The following is a 25496-nucleotide window of genomic DNA, read 5'->3' on the forward strand; positions in this document are numbered from 1 at the left end:
CACGCCATCCTCAGGTCCACTCACACCGCGATCTGGCCGCTGGCGTCGGTCAAATCGGCGCTTTTCACCACGCCGGCGAAATTGCCGATCACCTTGGTGACGACAAGCTTGTAGGACGCGACGTCGTCGATACCCGGCCTCCGGCAGGCCACGGCATCGCCGACCACCTGATAACGATGGCTGCGATGGAAGCCGTCGACGACGGTCGACAGGATGGTTTCGTCGAGCGAAAAGCCGAGCACGACGCAGCGGATGCTGCGCATATTGGCCATGTATTCGGCATAGCGTGCAGAGCTATAGGCCGACGGCAGCGGATGCTCGAAGGCGAGCTCTCCCGGCTGCGGCTTCAATTCCGCGATCCAATTGGTCAGGTTAGAAGCCGGGTTGAACCAGGCCGCCTGCGCGATCCGCTTCAGATGGATCACCGGCCAGAGATTGTCGCGCCACAGCGTCATCAGTTCGAGGCAACGCGGCATCACCATGTCGCCATCGGCGATCCGATGCCTTCGCCCCTCGGCAAGATATTCGCATTGCAGATCGGCACAGATCAGCACCGGCGGATCGTCTTCGATGCCGCCCGGCAGGTCACGGGGCTGGGTCATGGTCGCGCCACCGCCGCAACGCCGCGCAACGGAGAGGATGGCGGCCGGCTCGCCGACAGGTCGAGCACGCCGGGCCGGTCCCAATCACCTTCGGGACGGATGATCACATAAGGATCGCTGTCGAGCGTGATCGCGTCGTCGCTCGGCTCGAGCTCGAGCACCATCTCGGTGTAGGAAAAGTCGGAGAAGGTCAGCTTGCGATTTTGTCCGAGCGGCTTGGCGCCGAAATGAGCCCAGAAGTCGACGAGGCGATCCTGTGCCTGGCCATAGATCCTGCGGAAGCCCTTGCGCCGAACATAGTCGACGCTTGCCTGTACCAGCTTGAACGAGAGCCGCGAGCGACGATATTGGTGCCGCACCGCGAGCCGTTCGACTTTTGCGAACTCACCGAAGAATCGCACCCGCAGGCATCCCGCCGGCTCCTTGCCGACAAAGCCGATGAAGTGCGCGGCAACCAGATCATTGCCGTCGAACTCCTCTTCCATCGGACAATCCTGCTCGGCCAAATAGACCGCCGAACGGATGGCGGTCACTAACATCAGGTCGTTGGGATCACGCGCGATGCGGACCGATATTGCACGCGGGTGTGGTTCAGGCTGGAGAGAGCTTCTAACGCCGTGCATCTGCGCAACTCCTGATTTGTAACTTCGAGACCGCGACGGACATTGCAATGCGATTCCAGGCCCGCTCGTAGCACCAGAGATCGGGCTGGAAACTCTGTATCGGCTTGAAACATGTTGCGACGAGCCAGTCGCGCCCGGCCTTGGTCGAGGGCTGGGCAAAAACGTCAGCGTTGACGTAGCGCGGCTTTCTCAGGTGCTCCGCAACCTTGCCGTAGCCAGAAATGCCACGCCCGGTGATCGCGCAGGCCCAGATGTAGATAGCCGACACCTCCTCCTTTCCGGCAGCCAGAAACTCAATTTCTGGCTGCGTCAGGCGGATCTCGTCGAGCAGCAACGCGTCATGTCCGCGGTCGTTGAGATAGAGGAAGGCAATCGCACCAAGCAGCTTCCCCTGCCGGCTGAACGTCAGGATGCTCTCAGGATCGAACGCGAAGTAATTGCCGAGGACGTCCGCGGTCATATCGACCCCCGGCACCAGACGATGAGCCATGTCGGCCAGGCCCGGCAGCTCAGCGTACCGCGCGCATCTCACCTCGACATCTGCGTCGATTGGCAGCGAGTCGAAATCATGTCTACCAACCCAAGAGGCTCTTTCCTTAACCGGATCGCGCATCTATCGTCACTCACTCTCTTTGGGTCATACGATAATCGGCAAGGATTTCCTGTATGCAGCAACTATTGCACCGGGGTGCTGCAACGGTGCAGCACCGAACTGATGAGGTTCTGGATGCCTCCTGGGACGATCTGAAGTCGTTTCTGGCCTGCGCCAGATCCAAGAGTTTCCGGAACGCCGCCGAGGATCTGCAGGTCACGAGCACCACGCTCATGCGCAGGATTGACCGACTAGAAGAAAAAATCGGCTGCAAATTGTTCTTGCGTGATCAGAGTGGATTAACCTTGAGCGACGAAGGCGCCGCGATGATGGGTGACGTGGTGGAGATGGAACGCCACGCCTTCAACATCTTCCGCCGCGCCGCCAAGTCTGCGACCGATGTCGCGGGGACCGTGCGCGTCGCCGTCACCGAAGGCCCGGGCAATTTCTGGATTCTTCCGAGACTGATCGATTTTCAGAAGACCTATCGGAAGATCACCGTGGATCTTCGCTGCGCGATGGAGCAGGCCGACGTCGCGCGACTGGAATCCGATATCGCAATTCAGCTTGAACCGCCGACCAACCCCGATCTCATCGTCGCCAAACTCGGGAGATTACACATCTACCCGTTCGTCTCCGAAACGTATCAAAAGCTGTACGGAACTCCTTCCTCCATTTCGGAAATCGGAAACCACAGGATCATCAAGCAGAACGCCCCTCAGGTGGACGACAGCGCCTATGCCCGCATCCTCGGGCTGCCGTCGCTCCAGGGAGTGGTCGGGATCAAGACAAACTCCAGCATCGGGGTTCTCTACGCGGTCGAAAGAGGCGCGGGGATCGGCTTCCTGCCCACATCGTCAATCGCCTTGGGAGCGCCCCTCGTCGCCGTCGATATGGACGGCTTCAAGCATCATGCGGATCTCTGGCTGACCTACCACAAGGAGTTTCGAAACTCCGACCGACACAAGATTGTCATCGATTGGCTCAGGAAGATTTTCGATCCGAAGGCCTATCCGTGCTTTCGGGACGAGTTCATCCACCCGAATGACCTGGTGCCTTTGATGAGCAGTTCGCGAAACAGTTTTGGAATGGCCGGCTACGCCGCCGCCGGATCAATGTAGCCGAATTCACGAGAATTCTGTCCGGCTACCAGCTCACCTCGACGCCGAAGGTGCCCTGGTGCGACTGCAAGGCGGCGCGGAATTTCGCATCGTAGTTCAGATAGAGTCTGGCCGTGTTGCTCAGCGACAGCGATGCGGCAGCACCGGCGTCGGCGCCGTAGCGGCCCTCGCCGAGGCCCTGCAGCGCAATGCTTTGCGTGCCCAGGCTGACGGTGAGCAGGCCGAGATTTTGCGAAAAATTGTCGACGAATTTGCCGTAGGCTGAAAGGTCGAGGAGCCTGCCGTCGATCAAGACGTAGTGCCCGATCTCGGCCCCGACGAGAACGCGGGCGCGCTCCAGCGATGTCCGGCTCGCCGCGAGCGGATCGAGACCGCCGGTTTCCTGGAAGGCACTGCTCGTTGCCCGCGCATATTCGAGCGCGAGTTTCGGAACGATCCGGCTCTGCTCGAAGGTCCAGTAGTAGTCGAGCTCGGTGAGGACGCCGGTGAGGTGGGCGCCATAGCCGGCCGTCGCCGCGCCCAGGCTGGTATCCCGGCGTGAATTGATGTCGCCGACGCCATGCACCAGCGCCACGGCCCAGGTCCATGGACCCCGGTCGACCGAGGCGTTGAAGCCGATCTGCGTGAGGTCGAGACTCGCCGATTGCAACGCCAAGGGCACATCGACACCGGTCCGGCTTTGGTCGACCGAGATCCCGACATTGACGCCCGGCCCCAGCCGCGCACCGATCCCGGCAACTCCGCCCGCCGTGGTCCGGGTATCGCCAACGAAGCTCCCCTGAGCACTGGTTCTGGCCCAGATGCCGTACGCCTCACCCCAGGTGCGAAACTGCGACGCCTCGGCCGCCTCGGATGCGCCGCCCCCGCCCGGATTGGTCCGCAAACCCCTGCCCGCGCCGTTTGTGGCCTGGTTGCCGAGGCGCGCGAGGAAGCTTGAGCCCAGGTCCAACACCGTCTGGTCGGTCGCAAGCGTGGCATTGCTAGCGGTCGGGCTGGGGACAGGGACGGGGGATGGCGACGGGCTTGGGCTGGGGGTCGGAGTCGGCGATGCCGAGACCTCCGCGGCAAAGCCGGAACCGCAGGCCACTATCGCAGCGCAACCAATGGCGGCCGCGGCCAGCCAGCGGGTGCCGGCGCCGATCATCTGAGCCGCTGAGGGCTGCAATCCGCCGCGCATCGATGCTCGTCCGGGCGCAATATCGAAATCTGACAGTTGTGATCCCCCGATTTGCCCGCAGTTCCGCTGGGGGGTCAATTGCTCTCGCCGCCCGGCGGCGGCATTCGCAGCCAATGTGGTTCCCTGGCCACAACCCTCGAAATTGAGCGGTCCGTTGCCCGTCGTCCTCACCTGCGCCCAAATCTTGCTATCGGGCGAAATTCGTGTTGCAATCTCCAGTACAATCGGATCTGGCCGTTCGACTGTGCGTTTCGCGACTTCGGAAATTGAGCAGACTTCGGGAAGCCCGTTTGTGGCGTGGCACGCAACGCGCGTGACCGCGTCTTTTTTTCGTCTAGACGAGGAGACAACGATGCCGATGTACAAAGGCACCGTCAAATGGTTCAACCCAACCAAGGGATATGGGTTCATCAAACCGGCAGGTGGCGACAAGGACGTCTTCGTCCATATCTCCGCCGTGGAGCGCGCGGGCTTGACCACGCTCAATGAGAACCAGGCTGTCGAATACGATCTTGTGGACAGCCGCGGCAAGACGTCGGCCGAGAATCTGAAGGTGTCCTGAGCCGAACTCAGCACGCCATTCGCTTGCACTATCACTTGTGCACGATCACCCGGACGGACCGCGGCGCTCGTCGCGTTCCGAAAGATACTTCATCACCGGATCTGCCGATGCTTCGCATCTGGCCGATCGGTCAAACTTCGCGCGGCCTGCATGCGCCGCCCTGAGTCCTCCCCCGGCTTCGCCCGGGGGATTTTTGTTTAGCCGGCGCGCTCGCCGCCGGACGCTGGCCAGATCAGCGCCTGGCCTTGCGGACCGGCTGTTGCGGTCCTGCAGAGATCCCCCTCCATGCGCACCTGCCCCATCGCCAGCAGCCGCAGGGCTTCGGGATAGATGCGGTGCTCAACCTCGAGTATCCGGGCAGAAAGCATCTCCGCCGTGTCGTCATCGCCGACCGGGACCGCGCCCTGCATCACGATCGGTCCGGCGTCCGTCTCGGGAATGACGAAATGCACGGTAGCACCTGAGATCTTCACGCCGGCACGCAGCGCCTGGCCGTGCGGGTCGAGCCCGGGAAACGACGGCAGCAGCGACGGATGGATGTTGAGCATCCTGCCATGCCAGCGCTGCACGAACTCGGCCGTGAACAGGCGCATGAACCCGGCCAGACAAATCAGCTCGATGCCGCGCTGATCGAGCGCCTGCTGCAGCACGGCCTCGAAACCGGCGCGGTCCTTGCCGAACGGCTTGCTCTCGATCACCAGCGTCGGGACCTTCTGCTCCGCTGCCCATTGCAGGCCCGCCGCATCAGCGCGGTTGGAGATCACCACCGCGACCTCAGCGGGAAAATCGCTCACAGCCGCCGCGCGGACCAGCGCCGCCATGTTCGACCCGCGGCCAGAAATCAGAATCGCGACACGCCGCTTCATGGCTTCACCGCGACAGGTCCAGCTGACCGCTGTAGACGACGCGCTGCTCGCCCTCAGCCGGGATCACTTCACCCAGCAGCGTGACGCTCTCGCCATTGGCTGTGAGAACCTCGCTGACCGCCTTCACTGCGTCCGCCCGCACGATCGCGATCATGCCGATGCCGCAGTTGAAGGTGCGCAGCAATTCCAGCTCGGCAATGCCGCCCTGCTCCGCGAGCCATTTGAACACCGGCAGCACCGGCAGGCGGTTCAGGTCGATCGACACGCCGAGCTGCTTCGGCAGCACGCGCGGAATGTTGTCGGTGAAGCCGCCGCCGGTGATATGGGCCAGACCCTTCACCGCGCCGGTCTCGCGGATCGCCCGCAGGCAAGATTTGACGTAAAGCCGCGTCGGCGCCAGCAGCGCGCCGCCCAGCGTCATTACAGGCGCAAACGGCGCCTGAGCATCGAAGCCCAGGCCGGATTGCGCGACAATCTTGCGCACCAGCGAGAAGCCGTTGGAGTGCACGCCGGACGAGGCGAGCCCAATGACGGCATCGCCCGCAGCGATATCAGCTGATGGTAACAACGTGCCGCGTTCGGCCGCACCGACCGCAAAGCCGCCGAGATCGTAATCGCCATCCTTGTAGAGGCCGGGCATCTCGGCGGTCTCGCCGCCGATCAGCGCGCAACCGGACTCCCGGCAGCCTTCCGCGATGCTCGCCACGATGGAGGCCGTGGTTTCGGGGTCGAGCTTGCCGCAGGCGAAGTAATCCAGAAAGAACAGGGGTTCGGCGCCCTGCACCACGAGGTCGTTGACCGACATTGCGACGAGATCGATGCCGATGCCGGCGTGCAGCCCGGTCTCGATCGCGATCTTGACCTTGGTGCCGACGCCATCGGTCGCCGCGACCAGGACGGGATCCTTGAAGCCTGCGGCCTTCAGGTCGAACAGCCCGCCAAAGCCGCCGATTTCGGCATCGGCACCGGGGCGCGCAGTGGCGCGAACCATCGGCTTGATCAGATCGACCAGGCGGTTGCCGGCATCGATGTCGACGCCCGAATCCGCATAAGTGAGCCCGTTCTTGCGCTCGGCCATGGTAAAAACCCTTAGTTTCGCCCGCTGGTTACGTCGAATTCCGCGCCCGCGCAATGGCTCGCAAGCCATCGATCCCCATACTATGTTGATGCAGCCGGTTCTCCCCGCCTTGAGAATCGGACGATTTGTTCGCAGCCGGGACGCGTGGCGTGACCATTCCCCATTCCCTCCCCAACCTGATCACATTGGGACGCATCCTGCTGGTTCCGATCGTGGTCTGGGCCATTGCCTCCAGCCAGATGGAGATCGCCTTTGCAGTGTTCGTCGTGGCCGGCGTCAGCGACGCCGTCGACGGCTACCTCGCCAAGCATTTCAACCTCCGTTCCGAACTGGGCGCTCTGCTCGATCCGCTCGCTGACAAGGCTCTCCTGGTCTCGATCTTCGTCGCGCTTGGCATTTGGGGTGCCATCCCGCGCTGGATCGTGATCCTTGTGGTCTCGCGCGACATCATGATCGTGGCTGCCGTGATCGTCTCCTGGCTGTTCGACAAGCCCGTTGCGATCCGCCCGCTGATGGTGTCGAAGCTCAACACCGTTGCGCAGGTCGGATTCGCCGGCCTCGTGCTCGCCTCGCTCGGTTTCGGATTTCAGCCGGCTCCCTATGATGTCGTTCTGATGGCACTTGTGACGGTCTTTACGCTCGTCTCCGTGGCGCTTTATCTGGTCGAGTGGGTACGCCACATGAACACCATCGAACCGAGATGAACCACATTTCCCGGAACGATCGATTCGAGACGGAGCAGATCTGACGTGGCCGGCCACACGCCTCCCCGCCAATTGGCGCTGGCATTGCCGCATGCCGAAAGCCTCTCGCGAGACAATTTTCTCGAAGGGCCCGGCAATGCCGCGGGCCTTGCGCTCGTCGATGCCTGGCCGGAATGGCCGGCAAGAGCCATGTTCCTGGTCGGGCCGGACGGATCCGGCAAAAGCCACCTCGCCGCGATCTGGGCCGAACAGGCCGGCGCGCGCTCGCTCTCTGCGCAAGCGCTCGATGCTGCCGCCGTTCCCGGCGCGCTCGCCACCGGCGCGCTGGTGCTGGAGGATCTCAAGGCCGGCGAGATCGACGAGCGCGCTTTGTTCCATCTGCTCAACCTCGCGCGCCAGGACGAAGCGTATGTCCTGATCACAACCCGCGAGGCGCCCGCGTCGCTGCCGATCGCGCTGAACGATCTGCGCTCGCGGCTGCGCGCCATTCCGGCGATCGAATTGCTGCCGCCTGATGACCAGCTGTTTCGGGCGTTGATCGTGAAACTGTGTGCCGACCGGCAGCTGGCCGTCGATGAGACGGTGGTGAGCTATCTCGCGACCCGGATCGAACGCTCCTACGCCGCCGCCCGCCAGGCCGTTGCTCAACTCGATGCCGAATCGCTGCGGCTCGGCCGGCCGGTGACGCGGGCGCTCGCCGGCGAATTGCTGCGAAAACATGATGGGTCGGCGCCTCCCGCATCTTGACGCGGTCTGCCGGGGGAACATCAATGGGCCCGGACGCGTCAACGGATGATCGCCCGCCCTGCCCGCGGCGGTCGGATCCGACTCTTCCTCACAATGGATCGATTTCTCATGGAATCCGCGCAAGCTACTGAAATCAATGAGAAAGAAGCGGTGCCCGCAGCGTCGCTGGAGATCGCAACGCGCCCCGAGCGCTTCATCAATCGCGAACTCTCCTGGCTCCATTTCAATCGGCGCGTCCTGGAGGAATCGGTCAATCCGCGCCATCCGGCGCTGGAGCGGGTGCGGTTCCTGTCGATTTCCGCCAACAACCTTGATGAATTCTTCATGGTCCGCGTCGCCGGCATCCGCGCCCAGGTGCGCGAGGGCATCGCGGAACGCAGCCCTGACGGGCTGACCCCGCTGGAGCAGCTCAAGGTCATCAATGAAAGCGTATCGCAGCTTGCATCCGACCAGCAGGCGATCTGGCGCGATCTGCGCCGCGTGCTGGCCGAAGTCGGCGTGGTGCTGGTCGATGGCCAGGATCTCACCAAGACCGAGCGCCATTGGATCGAGGATCACTTCCTCGCCAACATCTTCCCGCTGCTGACGCCGCTCGCGATCGACCCCGCGCACCCCTTCCCCTTCATTCCGAGCCTCGGCTTCACGGTGGCGCTGCAGTTGATGCGCGTCTCCGACGGCAAGGCGATGAATGCGCTGATCCGCATGCCCGGCAAGCTCGACCGCTTCATCCGCTTCCCCGGCGCCAAGGATGGCGGAGTGCGCCTGATCACGCTGGAGCAGGCCACAGGACTGTTCATCGGCCGGCTCTTCCCAGGCTACACCGTCAAGGGCCAGGGCGCCTTCCGCATCATCCGAGACTCCGAAATCGAAATCGAGGAAGAAGCCGAAGACTTGGTGCGGCTGTTCGAGACCGCGCTGAAGCGCCGCCGCCGCGGGTCGGTGATCCGGCTCGAGATCGAGGCCAATATGCCGGAGGAGCTGCGCATCTTCGTGCAGGACGCGCTGTCCACGACCGACGACGAGGTGTTCCTGGTCGACGGCGTGCTCGCCATGAACGAGCTGTCGCAGCTGACGCGCGTCGACCGCCCCGATCTCGAATTCCAGCCCTATGTGCCGCGCCACCCCGAGCGCGTCCGCGAGCATGGCGGCGACATCTTCGCGGCGATCCGCCAGAAGGACCTGATCGTCCACCACCCTTACGAATCCTTCGACGTCGTCGTGCAGTTCCTGCAACAGGCGGCGCGCGACCCCGACGTGGTCGCGATCAAGCAGACGCTGTACCGCACGTCCAACAACTCGCCGATCGTGCGCACGCTGGCGGAGGCCGCCGAGGCCGGCAAGTCGGTGACCGCACTGATCGAGCTGAAAGCGCGCTTCGACGAAGAGGCCAACATCCGCTGGGCGCGCGACCTCGAACGCGCCGGCGTGCAGGTGGTGTACGGCTTCCTGCAGCTGAAGACCCACGCCAAGCTGTCGATGGTCGTGCGCCGCGAGGGCGGCAGCCTCACCACCTATGTGCATACCGGCACCGGCAACTATCACCCGGTCACCGCGCGCATCTACACCGATCTCTCCTATTTCACCTCCGATCCCGTGATCGGCCGCGATGTGACGCGCGTGTTCAACTACATCACCGGCTATGCCGAGCCGATCGACATCGAGAAGATGGCGGTGTCGCCGCTCACGCTGCGCAAGCGCATCATCGAGCACATCCACGGCGAGATCCATTTCGCCCGGCAAGGCAAGCCGGCCGCGATCTGGATGAAGATGAACTCGCTGGTCGACCCCGACATCATCGATGCACTGTACGAGGCCTCGCAGGCCGGCGTCGTGATCGATCTCGTGGTCCGCGGCATCTGCTGCCTGCGCCCGGGCCTTCCGGGGCTGTCGGACAACATCCGCGTCAAATCCATCATCGGCCGTTTCCTGGAGCATGGCCGCATCTACTGCTTCGGCATGGGACATGGTCTGCCGAGCGCAAAGGCGGCGGTATATATTTCCTCGGCCGACATGATGCCGCGCAATCTCGACCGCCGCGTCGAGGTGCTCTGCCCGATGCAGAACCCGACGGTGCACCAGCAGGTGCTCGAACAGATCATGGTCGCAAACCTCATCGATACCGAACAGAGCTGGCAGTTGTTGCCGGACGGATCGTCAACGCGTATGAAGGCCGCAGCCGGCGAGGAGCCGTTCAATCTGCACAACTACTTCATGACAAACCCAAGTCTGTCCGGTCGTGGAAAGTCGCTCAAGGAATCTTCGCCCCGCCGCCTCACGCGCCGCAAGTGACGTGAACGTCTCGAATCGCGGAAACGTCCTGTGAAGCGGGCCCGCAAGCGAGCGCCGGCGCGGCCCTCAAGCGTCGGCGTCATCGACATCGGCTCGAACTCGGTCCGTCTCGTCGTCTATCAGGCGATGGAGCGCAGCCTCGTCACCGTGTTCAACGAAAAGGCGCTGTGCGGCCTGGGGCGCGAGGTTCAGACCACCGGCCTGCTCGCGACCGATGCCGTCGACAAGGCGCTCACGGCGCTGACGCGCTTCCGCGCGCTGTGCAAGGTGCAGCAGGTCGGGCGCGTCTTTGCGATCGCCACCGCCGCCTGCCGCGACGCCTCCAATGGTCCCGATTTCATCGCGCGCGCCGAGAAGATCTGCGGTGTCAGGATTCAGATCCTGTCGGGTACCGAAGAGGCGCGCTATTCGGCGCTCGGCGTCGTCTCCGGCCTTCACAAGCCGGACGGCGTGGTCGGCGATCTCGGCGGCGGCTCGCTCGAGCTGATCGATGTCCGCGGCCACCAGGTCCATAGCGGCGTGACGCTGCCACTGGGCGGGCTTGCGCTGCAAGACCTCGCAGAGAAATCCCTGAAGAAGGCGGAGCGGATCGTCCGCGACGCGCTGGTCGATCTGCCGCAGCTCGTGGCCGGGCACGGCCGCACCTTCTACGCGGTCGGCGGCACCTGGCGCGCGCTGGCGAAGATTCACATCATCCAGAGCGGCTATCCGCTTAGCGTCATGCACGGCTATTCCATTCCGGCCGCGCCGGCGCTCGACTTTGCCCGCCGCCTGCGCGAGCTCGCGGCTGCCGACATGCTCGCCGATATCGAGGCCGTGGCCGAAGCGCGGCGGCCGCTGCTCGCCTACGCGGCGCTGGTGCTGGAATTCATCATCCGCGTCGCGCGGCCGAAGACCATCGTGTTCTCGACCTATGGCGTGCGGGAGGGCCTGCTCTACGCCAAGCTTTCCGAAAAGGAACGCAGCCTGGACGGGCTGCTCAGCGCGGCCCAGACCTTGAACGAGCTGCTGTCGCGATCGGCCCGCCACGCCCGCGAGCTGATCGACTGGACCGACCGGCTGGTCCGCGTCGCGCACCTCGCCGAGACCGAGGAGGAGAAACGGCTGCGCCACGCCGCCTGCCTGTTGTCGGACATCGGCTGGCGGATGCATCCGGATCATCGCGGCGAAGAAACTTATGGCCTCATCCTCAACGGCAATTTCGGCTCGATCAGCCATGAGGGCCGCATCTTCGTCGCGCTGTCGGTGTTCTTTCGTTATGAGGGCTTTCGCAACGAGGCCGCGCCGCCGCCGCTGATGCGGCGCCTGCCGAAAGACCAGATCGAACGCGCCAGGATTTTGGGCACGGCCTTCCGCGTCGCCCATCTGGTCTCGGCCGCCCGGCCCGGCGTGCTGCCGGCGACTCACTTCCGCACCCGCGGGGACGAGCTGATGCTGGTGTTCGAACATCGCATGGTCGATCTGATCGCCGACCGCGTCGGCGGACGCTTCAAGCAGCTGGCGCGGCTCGTGGGCCGCAACGGTTCGGTGGTGTTGAGTTAGATCTCGATCCACAGCGCTATCAATGCAGGACATGCGAGAGCCCAATTCGACGTGCGATCGCGTTCTCGCGGCATGGTTGCCCGAGTTGCGCTTGTTCTAATCGACCCTCGAACGACGGAGGGCGCAGGGAATGCCGGGTGAAGGCCTCACCCATGGCCCGCCTGCGGAAAAAAATGCAGGCGGCAGGTACCACAGGTGCAGCCGATCAACCGGCATTCCCTGCGCGATGGGCTTACGGCTTACTCCGCGCTCTCCCCGGGGATCGGCTGTTTTGCCCCCGTCATCCGCGCGATGCCCTCGCATCGCAAAGCGATGTCGAGTTGCATCATCGCGAACTTAGCGCCAGCACCGAGGCGCCAGGACCACGCGGCTTCACCGTCCGCAAACCACCGTTCGTCCGCGCCCAGCGAGCGCTTCCGGTGTTTCGCGGCCACCGCCTCCCCGCCTCGCGTGTCGTGACGATCGCGCGCAACGCCCCTCCGTGGTGAGGCGGGATACGTCAGAGAACCACGATTTCTGAAAATAAGAAACAAGAAAATTCTTCGCGGCGGGACTGGACAAGCCGAGTCGCGTTGGAATCGCTGGCGAACTTCGTGTTTTGGCGCGCGCGATCAGGACGAGTTCTTCCCGCTTCCCGCGACCGCGGGTCGGCCGGACCGATCTGCCTGCTCGATCGTCTCGGCCGATAGCGAACACTCCCGATGTGAGGCACGCACCCGTTAGCGAGGAGCCCTCCGCGCGGGCGCAGATCGGATGGTCCGGGGGGCCAGAGCCCGACATGAGCATCTGTCCAAATTCGTCCTACAATCTATAATCGCCGTGCAATGTCCCGCGCTCTCGTCCGTGACGAACGCCCTGGCCCGGTGAACCCATCGGACCGTATCGACAGTATCGACGCGCTCCGCGGCGTCGCACTGCTCGGCGTTCTAGCAATCAATCTGGTCATGGAATTCCGCGTTTCGATTTTCGAGCAGTTCCTGTCCGCCGTGCGGCCTGCAGCTCCACTCGACCGGGCCGTTGAGACTGTTTTGATGCTGGCTGTCGATCTGAAGGCATTTGCTCTCTTTTCCCTCCTTTTCGGGATAGGACTTGCCATTCAATTCGAGCATCTTTCCGAATCTCCACGCCGCGCTGCTCTGTTATTTCGCCGCCTGATCGTCTTGCTGACGTTCGGACTCATCCACCTGTGCCTGATCTGGAACGGCGACATCCTCACCGAATATGCGCTCGCTGGTCTCATTGTCCTGCCGTTTCTATTCGGTCCCCGCTGGCTTCTAGCGGGTGGCGCGGTGGCGTTCCTCGGGGTGTATCTCGCGATGCAGGTATGGCCGCCGGCCGGACTATTTCCCAGCTTCACTTCGATCCAACGCGACGTGCAGGAGGCCAATCAGATTTATGCAACGGGGAGCTTCGCCGATGTATTGGCATTCCGACTTCGCGAAGTCCCACTATTCGTTCCCCTGCACGTGTACATGTTGCCGCGCACCTTGGGGCTGTTTCTGTTCGGTGCGTTCGTTTGGCGATGCGGCGTCCTGCGAACGCCGCATCGGGTGCTCCTGTTCTCGACAGCCGCCGTCTGCATCGGTCTCGGCGCCCTTCTTATCCTTTCAGGTTCGAGCAGCTTCGTCGCGGTCACGGGTATCGGCAGGCTCGCGACGCCCGTCGGCACAATTGCGCTAGCGCTTGGCTACGGCGCGGCGATCCTTGCGATCGCAAACCTGACAAGCGGAAAGGTATTGCTGGGCTGGGCTGTGCCGTTGGGGCGGATGGCGTTCACAAACTACCTCGCCCAATCCTTGATTTTCGGTTGGATTTTCTATGGATACGGCCTTGGGCTGTTCGGTTCGATCGGTGCAGCAAAAGCGCTCGCCATCGGCCTCGCCGTCTACGTCGCTCAGGTATTCTTCAGTGCGTGGTGGCTGGGCCGCTACCGATACGGCCCGGTCGAATGGCTATGGCGAACGCTGATGTATGGCACCATGCAGCCGATGTCGATTGCACCACTCACCAGCTCCATTTAGTGCACGGCCCAAGGTCCGCGGTCTCGGTTGTGTCCAATCAGACTTTTCACACAGGAAGTCACACAGCCGGGGTCAAAGCGGCCTGTCGGTCCCCCGACCGCTTACTTCTGATCGAGGCCCGGAAGCCGACATCGCGGGCGCAGATCGGAAGGTCCGGGACGGGCAGTCCATTCGGCAAGGCCGTTAGCACCGGCTATTTTGAAGTTCTCTTCTTTTTGCTCGCGCCTCTCAACGTAGTTACCGACGTCGCGACTGACCCATCATTCATTTGAAGACAGGTCAATAGATCTACATAGCTCGCTTCGCCTGCGCTTATCGCCTCTCCCTCACACTGGGTCCTGACAGTCGGGGGATACGACGACCAGATCGGACCTAATTGCTCACGCGCGGAGTTCTCGTCCTTCATACACTTGTCGAAGCTTTGAGGTAAGCTCAAACCCATCTCTTTATCGGCCTCGACCGACCCTCTGCAGGTCGCTTCGACGTTGAGTTTGGGGACGGCATCTGAAACGGGCGTAAACATTTGGGTAGCCGTCGCGATGGCCATGACGAACGGATGCATGCGATGTCCTTTCCTTATTAGACTGACCGCAGGCAGCGCTGTATGCGCTGACGTTATCGAGTCCCATTCGGTGGCCGATTGTGCAGCCAGTTCGGGCTTGCGTATCGTTTTGATGTCATTTTCAGTGTAGTTCACGGGGGCGTGGTGAATCCCTCCTTTTCAGAGATTGCGGGTATAGGGATTGGCGACGCGCAATCGTCGCTGACCGGCGATCCAGTATCGATATCGGAATCTTGTCCGGTATCGAGCCTTGTACGTAGAAGCGGTGCAGGCGTCAGAGCCTGCGCCGAACCTTGCGTAAGGCGCCAATCGCAATCAGCCTGTCACCTGGCAGTCCCCACCGTGACGGATTCGTTGATCAGCGACTGATTGCTGATCGCCGTGCAGACTCGTGAAACAGGGTCAGACGATCCCGAGAAGCTGATTTTCTGGACGAAGGGCTTGTCTATCGCAGCTGCAAGCCTCTTTCCATCATCGGAGACCCGGAACAACCTGCTATCCCCCTCGATGGAGAATTGCTGGCCAGCATTTGGCCCCGCATTCAGCATACCGCGAAACGTGCCCGGCTTGACGGTCATGCGATATTCGTGATCTCCCTCGCGCGTGTAAGTGAACGAGTAAGAGATGGTGCCCGCACTTACTGCCGCTCCATAAGGATTGGGTGGCGGAACAATGGTCACGAAGTTCTGCTGCGCCTCACCAGTCCCATCGCCACGGTAAATAACCCGACCTTCGGTCGTGAGCTGGCTGAGGTTGGTATCGCCAATCGGGATCGTGAAGTTGCCGTTACTGTCTTGCTTGAACCCGGCCGGCGCGACGAGGCAGACCTGAGTACCCACAAGATAATAAGTCCCCTTGAGATTGTCGGCAGCCGCTGCACCTGTCACCGTCGATACGACAACAATCGCTGAACAAAATAGCGCAACACGCAACACGCATGGGCTTCCTCCTAAGATAAGCCCCCAAAGTCGTCTAGTTGGCATTGCCAGCCCGAGCTTGACTCATGTCAAAGGATGCCTGCTTTTTAAGTAGCGAGCTACCGCAAGAGTCGAAGAATTGCGGCGAGCTTGGCACGACGAATGGAATTGCTGCGCGCAGCCTTCGCAGACCTCACAAGCCACTTCCACTTCTGCAGAACGGTTAAGTGCAGCGGAGGATCGGAGAGCCTGCGTCGCAATCCTGTTTCCCGCCTCTCGTCAAGTGCAGAAACGCCATACGAGCGAGTCGTCGAGCTGGTTTGCGCTGAACTCGACGTAGTTTCCCGCGTAGGCTCGAAGAGCTCTGTCCGGATATCAGCAGCCCACAACAGCAAGATTGTTCGGCTATCTGGATCACAACAAATTGGACTTGGCTGTTCACGACGTTTCTGACGAGCAGCTTACCCATCCACTTGTTTGCTCTCTTTGTATTTCCGTCAACACACTGCAGTCGGCAGTTGGACCCGTTGCGGACATCAGGCACGTTTCATATAAAAGCTGCTCATCTAAAAGCTGCGAGAAGTGCAGTCCCACTGACCTTTTGGGCCGGGGCGACCATTTGTCGCGCTGTGCCGGCGGGCTGATGCGCACGTCTGCCGCCGGTGGCAAACTCGAACACCCTCACCAGCATGAGAGGAGGATTGCCATGGCCCACGTCGATTGGATGATCAAGGGACCGGAGCTAGCCACCTGCAACTGCGACTGGGGATGCCCCTGCCAGTTCGATGCTCGGCCGACTAGAGGCAACTGCCGCGCGGTCGTCGCCCTGCGGGTGGACGAGGGTCATTTCGGTGACGTCCGGCTGAACGGACTGAAGGCCGCCGCGATCCTTGCCTGGCCAGGAGCCATCCATGAGGGGCACGGCGAAGCCTTGGCCATCATCGACGAGCGGGCCGACACGCACCAGCGCGAAGCCCTCCTGAAGATCCTGGCCGGGCAGGAGACCGAACAGTTCGCGACCATCTTCAACGTTGTTGCGGCGATGACCGAGACCTTTCACGAGCCGCTGTTCGCACCAATCGAGTTTGAAGTCGACCAAGAGAAGCGAAGCGGCCGTGTCTCGGTCGCCGGAATTATCGACGTCAAGAGCGAGCCGATCCGCAATCCTGTCACCGGCGAAGAGCATCGCGCCAAGATCGTGCTGCCGCACGGCTTCGAATATATCGAGGCGGAATTTGCGAGCAGCACGGCAAAGACCACGGGCACGATCGAAAATGAGTGGACCGGACGCCACGCGCATTTCTGTATGCTGCACATGGGGCCAAACGGGATCATCCACTGAGCAGAGGCTTTGAGAGGCCGTGCCCTTGAACTCGTCCTGAGGCGCGAGAGGCTTGTCGCTGCAAGCCTTACGTTTGATCTGCTTCAACCGGCTCTTGAGTAGCTCCTGTGAGTCAAGACCGCTTCAGGTCACAACCCGCCGTTTGGCGTTGGACCGCCGCAGGTCGGCTCTAGCCTGAACAGCCGACCTCGCATCTGGGATGCGGTCGGCCGCGTTGGGCCCAAGAGCGGAATTGATCTGCATCAATCAATTACAGCGCAAGTTTCGAGATGATTGCTGGCGGCCAATTGCCACTCCTGATGCTTCTAATGCGACATTGGGAAGGATCGGCACATGATTGAACCTCACAATCGTGTTGTTCAACTCCGGCGCTTCGGGGGTCCCGAGGAGCTCGAAGTGGTCGACGCTCCCCTGCCGGCAGCAGGTCCGGGCGAGGTGCGCGTCCGCGTGCTAGCCTCGGGGCTTGAGTACACCGATACGCTGATCCGACGTCATGTCTACCCGCAAACTGCAGCCCGGCGCCCACCCTTTGTCATGGGCTATGATGTCGTCGGGGAAATCGATCAGCTGGGTGATGGCGTGAGCGGCTTTCAGCTTGGCGACCGTGTGGCGGACATGACAGTGCTCGGATCGAACGCGACCTATCGCACGCTCCAGGCAAACCACTTGACCCCAGTGCCGGAGGGTCTTGACGTAGCGCAGGCAGCCACGCTGATCCTGAGCTGGATGACGGCGTACCAGCTGCTGCACCGGGCTGGGCAGGTGCAGCCAGGACAGCGCATACTGGTGCATGGAGCTGCCGGTGCAGTCGGTCAGGCGTTGCTCGTTCTCGGCGGCATGGCCCGGCTTCAACTTTGGGGCGCTGCTCATGGAAGGCACGCCACGCTGATCCGCGAACTCGGGGCCACGCCGATCGACTATCAGCGTGAAGACTTCACCCGAGTCCTACCGGGCGGGTTTGATGTCGTATTCGACGGCATCGCGGAGGACGGCTATCGCCGCTCGATTGCGGCGCTCAAGCCCGGCGGCCTGCTTTGCGCCTATGGCTACTCGGCGGGAGTGCAGGGCCAGCGACGCATGCTCACGATGCTGATGTGGATCGCGCGATTGTATCTCTGGAGGTGGCTGCCTGGCGGGAGACGGGCCTTGTTCTACTCCATCAATGCAATGCGGCTGCAACATCCTGAATGGTTTGTGGAGGACCTGAAGCGCCTGCTCGCGCTGCTGAGCAGTGGCGCCATCCAGCCGCGCGTCGCCGAACGGATCTCGCTGGATGAAGTAGCTGAAGCGCATCGGCGCCTCGAAGCCGGCGGTCTCGAGGGCAAGCTCGTGCTGTGCCCGGATTTGTCGTCGCGACACGATCATCGTGCCGCCTGACACGGCAGATACCGACTTACAGCGCCGGCGCCGCGATCAAAGAACGAGACACTCGACTTACACCTTGGGTCACAAGCAGCGCATCGGACTCGATATACCGCATGGATCGCGAAAGAGCGTCAGAGGCGTCACTGCTCGTCGTTCTCTTTTGGGAAGGGCTCTTGCGTTTTGTGGCCCAGGAAGGTGTTCGGGGCGGGGCAGAGCCGAAGCACCTCTCTCGCCCTTTCGACCGCTCTGCTGGACTGTTCAAGCGCAATGTGATCTTGCAGGAGCGGCAATCGATAGATGATATGGCCGTGAGTGCGATGCAGGGGCATAACTCACCCTGGCATATCCGGCACCGCGGATACGTATCATTTGATCTACACGGAACCTGACGGCCCGGCATGGCCGAGGCAAGTCGTTTCTCTGTCGCCCCTCGCACTTCGCAGCATCAAACGCCTCACCCGACCAGCAGCATGGTGACGAGGTGCGTCACCATGCTGCTATCGTCTGTCTTAGGGCAGGACGTTGGTGAAGCCTCCGCCGACGCCGATCCCGTGATTGTTGGACAAAGCGCCGCTCAAGGCCGCGCCACCACCCGGACCGGCCACTGCACCGGATTGACCGATTGACTGACCGATCGAGCTGCCAATGCCCGCACTGAGGCTCCCCGCAGGCGTTGCAACGGCAACCCCGCTCCCCACCGAAGTATTAATGCCATTGGCTGCCGAAGCAGCTGCGGCATTGCCCAACGTTGCAGCACCGGTGAGCGTGGTCACATTACCAAGATTGGCACCGCCGCCAATGGCGAGCGTGGACCCGGCATCAGCCGGCAAGATGCTTCCCACCAGAGCGATGAACGAAATACTCATCAACAGCTTCTTCATTGTGACTTCCCTTTCTTTTCGGTTACTGCCTCGGCGAATGCCGGGGCTGGAGATGCCGCCGTGTGAGACGTTTCACCACCCGCTGGCGCCTTCTTCTTCGGCGTCGAATGGTGAGCGACGTGAGCCCAGACACGGCAGCTTTGCTGGGTCACATCGTAGTCCTTGCAGAGACGGGTCTTGCCGGTTGCCCCTTCCACCAGCCAAATGTCGCCGCCGGTGTAGGCCTGCTCCTCGGACGCTTCTGCCTGCGCGGTGCGAGTGGGGACCTTTGGCGGGGCGCGATAGTCCGGCGCCAACGGCGGCAGGTACTTGACGCAGACCTCCGGCATTGCGCGATAGATGTCCGGGTTGAGGCAGAGCCGCGCGACCGCCGCCTTCTTCAGTCCGAAGCTCCACAAGGTGCGCGCATCGAGCCGCGCCGCGCAGCCGGGATCAGGGATCGTGCTGCCGAAGCTAAAGCCGGTTCCGACAAAGGCCCCGCCGCCGGAAACCGAGCCGAGGCACGTTTCGAGCCCGGCCGCGGCCAAGCCCGGCGCGACAATGCCGGGCACGCTCTTGACCGTTTGCTCGGCCGGCACGTTGCTGTTGGTGGTGATTGCGGCGACGCCGACTCCCGTGCCGCCCTGCCCCGAAATCGCCTGTGCGTTCGAGGCTGACTTGGCAAGGCCGAGGCCCGTTCCCGTCGTCGTCGATGATTGAGCCCATGCAAGTTCGCTCGCCGCCATCGTGATGATGGCAGCCAAAAACAGCTGCTTCATGTGCAGTGCTCCGCGCGCCGGTGAAATGTAAATTCACAAGCCGCCCGCCGACGGCAACACGAAGAAGAAAAAGCTGTTCTTGCTTGCTCACGAGACGCAATGCGTCGGTGAACTCTTCAATGACTAAAATTTATCTCAAATTTTACCATGTTTCATCTGCAGACTTGTTTCGTGGTTAACAGCGGCCGCCATCGCTCGCTAACTAACAGGTTGACGTCAGCCATCGTTCGCGGTGATGACGCCACGCGGTTGATGTCCGCTATAGGCAAAATCGGCCGCTCGGCTCTCGGGTGGCTCGCTTCTGGTTCGGTCCTGTGGGCGAACATCCAAGCGGCATCGGGGAGATCCGCTACGGTCCCGCTGCAAATTTCAGCGTCGTGGTCGATAACGCTCCCTGCGAACTATGCGGGCGGCAAATCGAGGCCGTCGGGCAGCCTGATCCAAAGCACGGTTTGCGCGTCTGGGGAGTGACGAGACAGATGGCCCTTGCCGTGTGTGTCCTCCACCAACACGAACTCGCCCGCAGCGACGTGGCGCACCTCGCCGTCGCTCGTCTCGTATTCGACCGCCCCGGTCAGCCTGACAGTCAATATGCGCGACGGAACTGTGTGCCAATCAACCTGTCGCATGCCGGCAGGGATCTGAGTAAACTCGATGCTCGACGCGAGATAGCGCCCGGACACTTGAAACGGCTTGGCACCGGGAGCAACGGTCAGCTTCGCCGTCATGGGGATTTCCACTTCGCCGAAGTGAGATTCACCGTCCGGGGTGGCGTAGATCCGAAGACACTTCATCAGCTGTCCTTCACTTCCCTGCTCTGGCGCTTCGCCAATAGCGCGAATTTATTCGCATCGCCAGTGAGGCCTGGGCTGTGCAGGCCGCAGCGCCAGCAACAAAGGAGCGAGTCCGCCCGATCCTCAGGAGCGGACGCCGTGACTTTACGCATGTGGCCAGCTCAAGCCGATCCGGACATCACCAGTGAGAGGCCGCGCACCCGCTATCGACGGCGTGCGCAGCTCAACGTTTCTGGTACGGATGGAAGATGTGGTCCTTCGCCTTGACGGCCACATGGCATGCGTGTCCGCAATCTGAGGGGCTGGGATCAGCTGCGAAACTGTCCGATCCGGCATCGTAGTTGAACAGCGCGTATCCCCAGCCGCCGCTTTTCGGAAATCGCTGGCTGTCCTTTTCCATCACGAACGCCTGCGTGAACACGTCGGGCACATCCACGGCGAATGGGGCTTCCGTGCTCTTCTTTGGTTTCCACTGAAGCTTCGCGATCTTGGAGCCATCCGGGAAAGGCTGGCCGTTGCCCGGAACGCCGGCCTTGTACGCCTCGATCATGGTCGGATTGGCGACGATCACCTTGAGGACTTCGTCGGTCCGTGCGGAAGAAACCACCGACCAGTCCTCGTATCCCTTGAAGTCCGAGAACGCGACCCCGTCCGGCGATTTCAGGGCGTATTTGTCCTCGGCGTAAGCGGCCGCGGCGCCGAGCGCTGCCGTGGCTATCGCAATCGAAAGCTTGGTTTTGCGCATCATGGCGGTCCTATCCCAATGGGCGAAGCTGAGCTTATTTGCCTCACGTTTTGAACGTCAATGTCGGCGAGCAGCGTCCGCTGAGCAAGCGGATGAGTCAGAGCCGTGAGGTCGAGACCGTAATGGCCCCTGCCCGGCGCCAATGAGTCCTGAAGTCGCCGGCTGTTATCTGCCGCTGTGTTGTCTTTTGGTCTTGTGAGCTTGCAGGTATGAGGAAGCTCCCTATGCCCGCAGTATTGCTGCGCCGAGTATATTCCAAGGCGGAACCGGGTGATCTGATCCATGTTAGAAAAGCGCTCCGACGAGGATCCCCTGAGCGCGATCGACAAGGGCCTTGCACACGTCCGTTGTCTCGACTTAGCCCGGACCGGGGTCAGCTTGTGCGCGGTAACATCCCGTTAGCTTCGAGGCCTGATGGCGCGTCGCTCGAACGTGAATTCTGGTATGGAATCGCGGCATGAGCAGCTTGTTTGTCATCTCAGCGCGCGAGGCGCCTGTCGCGGTCGTCCTCCGCCGCGGGCCGTCGAAGCAGGTCCTGCTGCTCAAATGGAACCTAACGACCGACAAATTACAGCCGGGTCAGTGGTTCAAGGGACGCATCTATGAACGTCGGTGCGATCTATCGCCGTCCGGAGATTTGTTGATCTATTTCGGGGCCAAATTCAAACCACCGTTCTATTCCTGGACGGCGATCAGTCGACCACCCTACTTCAGCGCTTTAGCGTTGTGGCCGAAAGGCGACACGTGGGGCGGCGGTGGTGTTTTCGATAAGGACCATTCCGTGCGGCTCAATCATTCGCCGGGCCAGGATGATCTCGCGCCGGACTTCTCGCTCCCGAGCAACCTGAAGATCGCTCAGTTTGGCCAGTATGCCGGCCACGGCGAGGACTTTCCGATCCACCATTTCTTGCTTGAACGGAATGGGTGGAAATACTGCGGTCGAACCACAATGGATAGCCCAACCCCTCATTGCGCTTATCCGATCGTGTACGAGAAAAAGATCGACACCGGCCTGACATTGCAAATGCAGATGCGCGGCTCAGGGAAAAGCGGTGGCACCCGGTATCGAACGGATCACATCATCTTTGATAGCGAGGGCAACGAGCTATTCAAGTTGCCGGGCACGAACTGGGCGGATTGGCATGATCGCCATCTGCTGTTTGCCAAAGGCTGCAGACTGTTCCGGCTGCGCAAGGATCGGTTTAGCCAATATCTCAATCATGGCGACCGCGCCCTGAAACTGGTCGCGGATTTAAGTTCGCTGAAGTTCGAAGAACAGGCGCCGCCTCACAAGGCGATGCTCTGGTAGTTGCCAAGAACAATCGCATCGTTAACTAACGCGCCGCAAATGGTGAGGAGAACTGATCGCTAGGCATGAGCTTAGGACGGGCGCGATCGCGAGTTTCTTGCTGAGAGCACCCTTGAAATGGTATACTGCCATCGACTTGGCGCCGGCGTCTGCACTCACCTCTACGAAAACGTACGTCCGCGACAACAGAAAGAATGGACGGCGCTCGCGGCATTGCCGCCGCAGCAATCGCGGCTCAATCTCACCGATCCCAGAGTAGGTTCACCGCCTCGATGAAGATCATTCCGGAGACCAAGGACTTATTTTCGTTAGTATTGCGGACGGACTTCTCGAACGAAGCCGCCTGGCACTTGATTTGCGCAGCGATGCAAGAATCCGTGGAAGGGTATGACGGCGCAGATTTCCGAGCTTATGTGGAATGCATCAGCGACCGGGACTATGAAGGGTTGACTCTTGAACAGCTCATTCCCCTCGCAGCGAACCACTTTTTCATGTTTGTCGTCGATCTAACCTCGCTCACACATCCTGAGCGTCCAATTCTCGTCGTGGATCTGCACGACGAACTCGGCCGCACCTTTCGTGTTATTCCGGCCGAGGTATACTGCGTGCAGAATAATCTCTCCGTTTGGAATATGGGCTTCTGTGAATTCGCGGACAATGTTGATCCAGACGGGATTTTCCGCGGCTTTGATCGGACCGGAGATCGGCCGCTCCCGTGACTGGCTGTCTGGAAAACGCCATACGTCGCATTTGGGCCACACCCGGACGTCAGGCTTGCGGAAGTCCACTCCCCAATCGTGACGTAGGCAGCGAAGCGCTCTAGATTCGATGCCGTCATCTTTTCGCGTAACGCCGGCATTCCTCTCCGCAAGAATGCCCTGGCCTGCCGAGAACCTCACGGGCGCTGAACATGGTCGATGGACCGAAGAACCTCGTCGAGCTGCTGGCGCAACTCAAACATCGGGAGATCACCGACATCGTCGGCGTGGTCGGCCCGCTCGGGGCCTGGGGGTCGGAAATCCCCGGTCGCACGCACAACTTGATGTTCACCCTCGAGCCCTGGCGATATGAGGGTGGCGCGATCCAGGACCGTAAGCTCACGATCCGTGGTGCCGTCAGCGAGGCGACACGTCGTTCGTCCCTGATGCGGGTCAAGGCGTTCGACGTCGTGCGCATTCGCGCCCAGGTCGCGGACGAGAACGCGTTTGGAACGCCGCAAGGCGAACTCGTCGACATCGTCGCGGTGATGTATGACGGCGATGCCGACCTCACGAGCCGTGCGGAGGCGCTGGGCCGGCCCGTCAGGGTCAACGACGACAGGTTCGGCCTGTTCACCCTGGATCGCCGGGTCAACTGGTTCGAGACCACTGCGACCTGGATATCGAACGAGGTCGTCTTGCGCCTCTCGATGTCCGGATGTGACAATGTCGAGCGGCTGATCGCGTTGGCACACGCATTGTGGAACTCTCAGGCCAAATGGGACCAGGCTGTCCGCGCGTGCGCGGTGACAAGCCTGCTTGACCTCAAGAACGAGAACTGGCTTGCGGATGACGAGGAGGAGGTCACCGCCGAAGAGTTCTTCGACAGGATCACACCGCAAGGGATCGTCCTCTATCAGACCGGCCGTTTCGAATTCTCGTGCCATGACGATGATATGTTCGGCGGTCACGACATTGAGGTGATCGGAAACCTGTTTGATGGTGCGCACTCGGCGGATATTCAGTGATAACGTTCTCACTCGCGCATGGTCTTGCCCGCGAACCGGTTGACCATCGAAGACAATCAGCAAGCCTTGGTCGGAGGCTATCCGTCCTCACGCGATCCCTTGCAGTGACCCGAGTTCGAAACGATGTCGCCAAAGCTTCCGCCTGAACCCGCCGACGCCGCCGCACGCCGGGCAGCGAGGCCCGCAATCGTCTATCCCGCCGGCGCGATGCCGCGGCCCGACATGGCCGTACTGGAGGCCGCGCGCGCGACACTGGTGAAGACCGACGAGATCGTGGTGCCGCCGCGCGATGCGCGGACGTTTCGCGTCTCACGCGGCCAGTTTGTCCGCATCGTCAGCATCGAAGGCCCGCAGGTCGGCGATCTCAATCTCTGGAACGCCGACGATCTCGCCGAGCGCTTCTTCAGCGGCAAGACCCGGGCGCTGCACGCCACCCATGTCAGCACCGGCGACCGGCTCTGGAGCAGCATGCCTTATCTCAGGCCGATGGCGACCATCAGCCATGACACGCTCGGCTGGTATGGCTGGGACGCCGATGGCGCCGGCGTGCATGACGTGATCGGCACGCGCTGCGATCCCTACACCAACACGCTGTTGAACGGCCGCGCCTATGACTTCTGCTGCCATTCCAACCTCTCGCGCGCGCTCGGTGCGGAATTGAAGGCCGCGCCTGATACGGTGGAGCACCACGTGCACGACGTGCTCAACGTCTTCATGTGCACCGGCTTTACGGCGGACACGCACCAATATTTCATGAAGGCGAGCCCGGTCCGCCCCGGCGACTTTATCGAGTTCCTGGCCGAGATCGACCTGCTCGGCGCGCTATCGGCCTGCCCCGGCGGCGACTGCAGCGCGACGCATTCGAGCGACGCTGCCGCATGCCACCCGCTCAAGGTCGAGATCTTTGAGCCGGATCGATCGACACTTGCCAACTGGCCGTGGCCGGCGCCGAGCGATTACCATCGCCGCCATGGCGGACCTGACTAGGTTCGATGCCCTCGAAAATTGGTCGGGAATTGCGGGCTACGCGCGAGCATTGCCGCCCAAATGCCCGCGTTGGGGCACGAGCTGCTCTCCGGACCATTTTGACGCGCCACGGCCGGTGGACGGCGATAGCTGCCACCTTGCTGCAGCACGAAAATCGGCAGCCCCGGGGCCAAGTATGGGCCAAGT

The 25496-nt window shown here is 61.8% G+C and carries 24 protein-coding genes; 13 read left to right on the plus strand and 11 right to left on the minus strand.

The features are described 5' to 3' along the window. Positions 1 to 20: 20 nt before the first annotated feature. The 3 genes from ACQR1W_RS39115 to ACQR1W_RS39125 are packed head-to-tail and all read right to left on the minus strand — an operon-like array spanning position 21 to position 1838. Positions 21 to 602, minus strand: a complete 582-nt coding sequence (locus tag ACQR1W_RS39115; protein ID WP_434855763.1) for a cysteine hydrolase family protein — start codon at positions 600 to 602, stop codon at positions 21 to 23. After that, positions 599 to 1225, minus strand: a complete 627-nt coding sequence (locus tag ACQR1W_RS39120; RefSeq protein WP_008969493.1) for a GNAT family N-acetyltransferase — start codon at positions 1223 to 1225, stop codon at positions 599 to 601. Before ACQR1W_RS39120 ends, ACQR1W_RS39115 begins: the two co-directional genes overlap by 4 nt. Beyond that, positions 1212 to 1838, minus strand: coding sequence for a hypothetical protein (locus ACQR1W_RS39125; RefSeq protein WP_434855764.1), 627 nt, complete (start codon positions 1836 to 1838; stop codon positions 1212 to 1214). Before ACQR1W_RS39125 ends, ACQR1W_RS39120 begins: the two co-directional genes overlap by 14 nt. A 53-nt stretch (positions 1839 to 1891) precedes the next feature. On the opposite strand from ACQR1W_RS39125, the gene ACQR1W_RS39130 reads away from it, so the two are divergent. Next, positions 1892 to 2938, plus strand: coding sequence for a LysR family transcriptional regulator (locus ACQR1W_RS39130; protein WP_434855765.1), 1047 nt, complete (start codon positions 1892 to 1894; stop codon positions 2936 to 2938). Positions 2939 to 2963: 25 nt separating this feature from the next. Here the strand turns inward: ACQR1W_RS39130 and ACQR1W_RS39135 are convergent, their stop codons facing one another. Further along, positions 2964 to 4115: an autotransporter outer membrane beta-barrel domain-containing protein gene (locus tag ACQR1W_RS39135; RefSeq protein ID WP_434855766.1), complete on the minus strand. Its 1152-nt coding sequence runs from the start codon at positions 4113 to 4115 to the stop codon at positions 2964 to 2966. A 358-nt stretch (positions 4116 to 4473) separates the two neighbouring features. On the opposite strand from ACQR1W_RS39135, the gene ACQR1W_RS39140 reads away from it, so the two are divergent. Continuing rightward, positions 4474 to 4677, plus strand: coding sequence for a cold-shock protein (locus ACQR1W_RS39140; RefSeq protein WP_035981664.1), 204 nt, complete (start codon positions 4474 to 4476; stop codon positions 4675 to 4677). Between the two features lie 197 nt (positions 4678 to 4874). Here ACQR1W_RS39140 and purN read toward each other — a convergent pair whose 3' ends face one another. Continuing rightward, a complete protein-coding gene (gene purN / locus ACQR1W_RS39145; RefSeq protein WP_008969487.1) occupies positions 4875 to 5543 on the minus strand; it encodes a phosphoribosylglycinamide formyltransferase in 669 nt (222 codons plus the stop codon). Positions 5544 to 5547: 4 nt separating this feature from the next. Next, positions 5548 to 6621: a phosphoribosylformylglycinamidine cyclo-ligase gene (gene purM, locus ACQR1W_RS39150; protein WP_434855767.1), complete on the minus strand. Its 1074-nt coding sequence runs from the start codon at positions 6619 to 6621 to the stop codon at positions 5548 to 5550. A 149-nt stretch (positions 6622 to 6770) separates the two neighbouring features. Here purM and ACQR1W_RS39155 point away from each other — a divergent pair, with 149 nt between their 5' ends. The 5 genes from ACQR1W_RS39155 to ACQR1W_RS39175 all read left to right on the plus strand — a co-directional run bounded on the left by ACQR1W_RS39155 (position 6771) and on the right by ACQR1W_RS39175 (position 13924). Beyond that, entirely contained in the window at positions 6771 to 7325 is a 555-nt protein-coding gene (locus tag ACQR1W_RS39155) for a CDP-alcohol phosphatidyltransferase family protein (RefSeq protein WP_008969485.1), read from the plus strand. A gap of 45 nt (positions 7326 to 7370) precedes the next feature. After that, on the plus strand, positions 7371 to 8072 hold the full coding sequence (locus tag ACQR1W_RS39160; protein ID WP_434855768.1) for a chromosomal replication initiator DnaA: 702 nt from the start codon (positions 7371 to 7373) through the stop codon (positions 8070 to 8072). Between the two features lie 108 nt (positions 8073 to 8180). Next, on the plus strand, positions 8181 to 10361 hold the full coding sequence (locus ACQR1W_RS39165; RefSeq protein ID WP_434855769.1) for an RNA degradosome polyphosphate kinase: 2181 nt from the start codon (positions 8181 to 8183) through the stop codon (positions 10359 to 10361). 30 nt (positions 10362 to 10391) lie between these two features. Next, positions 10392 to 11903 (plus strand): exopolyphosphatase, encoded by a 1512-nt coding sequence (gene ppx / locus ACQR1W_RS39170; protein ID WP_434855770.1) that lies wholly within the window; start codon positions 10392 to 10394, stop codon positions 11901 to 11903. A gap of 824 nt (positions 11904 to 12727) precedes the next feature. Next, entirely contained in the window at positions 12728 to 13924 is a 1197-nt protein-coding gene (locus tag ACQR1W_RS39175) for a DUF418 domain-containing protein (RefSeq protein ID WP_434855771.1), read from the plus strand. Positions 13925 to 14809: 885 nt separating this feature from the next. Here ACQR1W_RS39175 and ACQR1W_RS39180 read toward each other — a convergent pair. Then, complete coding sequence (locus ACQR1W_RS39180; RefSeq protein ID WP_434855772.1) at positions 14810 to 15421, minus strand: hypothetical protein; 612 nt, start codon at positions 15419 to 15421, stop codon at positions 14810 to 14812. A gap of 688 nt (positions 15422 to 16109) precedes the next feature. Between ACQR1W_RS39180 and ACQR1W_RS39185 the strand changes: the two genes are divergently transcribed. Both ACQR1W_RS39185 and ACQR1W_RS39190 read left to right on the plus strand, forming a co-directional pair. Then, positions 16110 to 16745 (plus strand): DUF1326 domain-containing protein, encoded by a 636-nt coding sequence (locus ACQR1W_RS39185; protein ID WP_434855782.1) that lies wholly within the window; start codon positions 16110 to 16112, stop codon positions 16743 to 16745. Positions 16746 to 17078: 333 nt separating this feature from the next. Beyond that, on the plus strand, positions 17079 to 18122 hold the full coding sequence (locus ACQR1W_RS39190) for a medium chain dehydrogenase/reductase family protein (RefSeq protein WP_434855773.1): 1044 nt from the start codon (positions 17079 to 17081) through the stop codon (positions 18120 to 18122). A 497-nt stretch (positions 18123 to 18619) separates the two neighbouring features. Here the strand turns inward: ACQR1W_RS39190 and ACQR1W_RS39195 are convergent, their stop codons facing one another. The 4 genes from ACQR1W_RS39195 to ACQR1W_RS39210 all read right to left on the minus strand — a co-directional run bounded on the left by ACQR1W_RS39195 (position 18620) and on the right by ACQR1W_RS39210 (position 21291). Beyond that, complete coding sequence (locus ACQR1W_RS39195) at positions 18620 to 18991, minus strand: hypothetical protein (RefSeq protein ID WP_008967896.1); 372 nt, start codon at positions 18989 to 18991, stop codon at positions 18620 to 18622. Then, positions 18988 to 19749, minus strand: coding sequence for a hypothetical protein (locus ACQR1W_RS39200; RefSeq protein ID WP_434855774.1), 762 nt, complete (start codon positions 19747 to 19749; stop codon positions 18988 to 18990). Before ACQR1W_RS39200 ends, ACQR1W_RS39195 begins: the two co-directional genes overlap by 4 nt. Positions 19750 to 20150: 401 nt before the next feature. Then, a complete protein-coding gene (locus ACQR1W_RS39205) occupies positions 20151 to 20543 on the minus strand; it encodes a hypothetical protein (protein ID WP_434855775.1) in 393 nt (130 codons plus the stop codon). 223 nt (positions 20544 to 20766) lie between these two features. Next, entirely contained in the window at positions 20767 to 21291 is a 525-nt protein-coding gene (locus ACQR1W_RS39210; protein ID WP_434855776.1) for a cytochrome P460 family protein, read from the minus strand. A gap of 454 nt (positions 21292 to 21745) precedes the next feature. Between ACQR1W_RS39210 and ACQR1W_RS39215 the strand changes: the two genes are divergently transcribed. The 4 genes from ACQR1W_RS39215 to ACQR1W_RS39230 all read left to right on the plus strand — a co-directional run bounded on the left by ACQR1W_RS39215 (position 21746) and on the right by ACQR1W_RS39230 (position 25310). Beyond that, positions 21746 to 22597 carry a hypothetical protein gene (locus ACQR1W_RS39215; RefSeq protein WP_434855777.1) on the plus strand — a complete coding sequence of 284 codons (852 nt, stop codon included), beginning with the start codon at positions 21746 to 21748 and terminating at the stop codon, positions 22595 to 22597. Positions 22598 to 22791: 194 nt separating this feature from the next. Further along, on the plus strand, positions 22792 to 23316 hold the full coding sequence (locus ACQR1W_RS39220; RefSeq protein ID WP_434855778.1) for a DUF6924 domain-containing protein: 525 nt from the start codon (positions 22792 to 22794) through the stop codon (positions 23314 to 23316). A gap of 191 nt (positions 23317 to 23507) precedes the next feature. Continuing rightward, positions 23508 to 24323 (plus strand): DUF2262 domain-containing protein, encoded by an 816-nt coding sequence (locus ACQR1W_RS39225; RefSeq protein ID WP_434855779.1) that lies wholly within the window; start codon positions 23508 to 23510, stop codon positions 24321 to 24323. A gap of 123 nt (positions 24324 to 24446) precedes the next feature. Beyond that, a complete protein-coding gene (locus ACQR1W_RS39230; protein ID WP_434855780.1) occupies positions 24447 to 25310 on the plus strand; it encodes an urea carboxylase-associated family protein in 864 nt (287 codons plus the stop codon). Positions 25311 to 25496: the final 186 nt, after the last annotated feature.

The organism is Bradyrhizobium sp. HKCCYLS1011 (assembly GCF_051167795.1).
GTDB lineage: Bacteria > Pseudomonadota > Alphaproteobacteria > Rhizobiales > Xanthobacteraceae > Bradyrhizobium.

Excerpts from the sequence above, each read along its gene's own strand:
- ACQR1W_RS39115 (WP_434855763.1), bottom strand. The coding sequence starts at position 602 with ATGACCCAGCCCCGTGACCTGCCGGGCGGCATCGAAGACGATCCGCCG.
- ACQR1W_RS39120 (WP_008969493.1), bottom strand. The coding sequence starts at position 1,225 with ATGCACGGCGTTAGAAGCTCTCTCCAGCCTGAACCACACCCGCGTGCA.
- ACQR1W_RS39125 (WP_434855764.1), bottom strand. The coding sequence starts at position 1,838 with ATGCGCGATCCGGTTAAGGAAAGAGCCTCTTGGGTTGGTAGACATGAT.
- ACQR1W_RS39130 (WP_434855765.1), top strand. The coding sequence starts at position 1,892 with ATGCAGCAACTATTGCACCGGGGTGCTGCAACGGTGCAGCACCGAACT.
- ACQR1W_RS39135 (WP_434855766.1), bottom strand. The coding sequence starts at position 4,115 with ATGCGCGGCGGATTGCAGCCCTCAGCGGCTCAGATGATCGGCGCCGGC.
- ACQR1W_RS39140 (WP_035981664.1), top strand. The coding sequence starts at position 4,474 with ATGTACAAAGGCACCGTCAAATGGTTCAACCCAACCAAGGGATATGGG.
- purN (WP_008969487.1), bottom strand. The coding sequence starts at position 5,543 with ATGAAGCGGCGTGTCGCGATTCTGATTTCTGGCCGCGGGTCGAACATG.
- purM (WP_434855767.1), bottom strand. The coding sequence starts at position 6,621 with ATGGCCGAGCGCAAGAACGGGCTCACTTATGCGGATTCGGGCGTCGAC.
- ACQR1W_RS39165 (WP_434855769.1), top strand. The coding sequence starts at position 8,181 with ATGGAATCCGCGCAAGCTACTGAAATCAATGAGAAAGAAGCGGTGCCC.
- ACQR1W_RS39175 (WP_434855771.1), top strand. The coding sequence starts at position 12,728 with ATGTCCCGCGCTCTCGTCCGTGACGAACGCCCTGGCCCGGTGAACCCA.
- ACQR1W_RS39185 (WP_434855782.1), top strand. The coding sequence starts at position 16,110 with ATGGCCCACGTCGATTGGATGATCAAGGGACCGGAGCTAGCCACCTGC.
- ACQR1W_RS39190 (WP_434855773.1), top strand. The coding sequence starts at position 17,079 with ATGATTGAACCTCACAATCGTGTTGTTCAACTCCGGCGCTTCGGGGGT.
- ACQR1W_RS39195 (WP_008967896.1), bottom strand. The coding sequence starts at position 18,991 with ATGAAGAAGCTGTTGATGAGTATTTCGTTCATCGCTCTGGTGGGAAGC.
- ACQR1W_RS39200 (WP_434855774.1), bottom strand. The coding sequence starts at position 19,749 with ATGAAGCAGCTGTTTTTGGCTGCCATCATCACGATGGCGGCGAGCGAA.
- ACQR1W_RS39205 (WP_434855775.1), bottom strand. The coding sequence starts at position 20,543 with ATGAAGTGTCTTCGGATCTACGCCACCCCGGACGGTGAATCTCACTTC.
- ACQR1W_RS39210 (WP_434855776.1), bottom strand. The coding sequence starts at position 21,291 with ATGATGCGCAAAACCAAGCTTTCGATTGCGATAGCCACGGCAGCGCTC.
- ACQR1W_RS39215 (WP_434855777.1), top strand. The coding sequence starts at position 21,746 with ATGAGCAGCTTGTTTGTCATCTCAGCGCGCGAGGCGCCTGTCGCGGTC.
- ACQR1W_RS39220 (WP_434855778.1), top strand. The coding sequence starts at position 22,792 with ATGGACGGCGCTCGCGGCATTGCCGCCGCAGCAATCGCGGCTCAATCT.
- ACQR1W_RS39225 (WP_434855779.1), top strand. The coding sequence starts at position 23,508 with ATGGTCGATGGACCGAAGAACCTCGTCGAGCTGCTGGCGCAACTCAAA.
- ACQR1W_RS39230 (WP_434855780.1), top strand. The coding sequence starts at position 24,447 with ATGTCGCCAAAGCTTCCGCCTGAACCCGCCGACGCCGCCGCACGCCGG.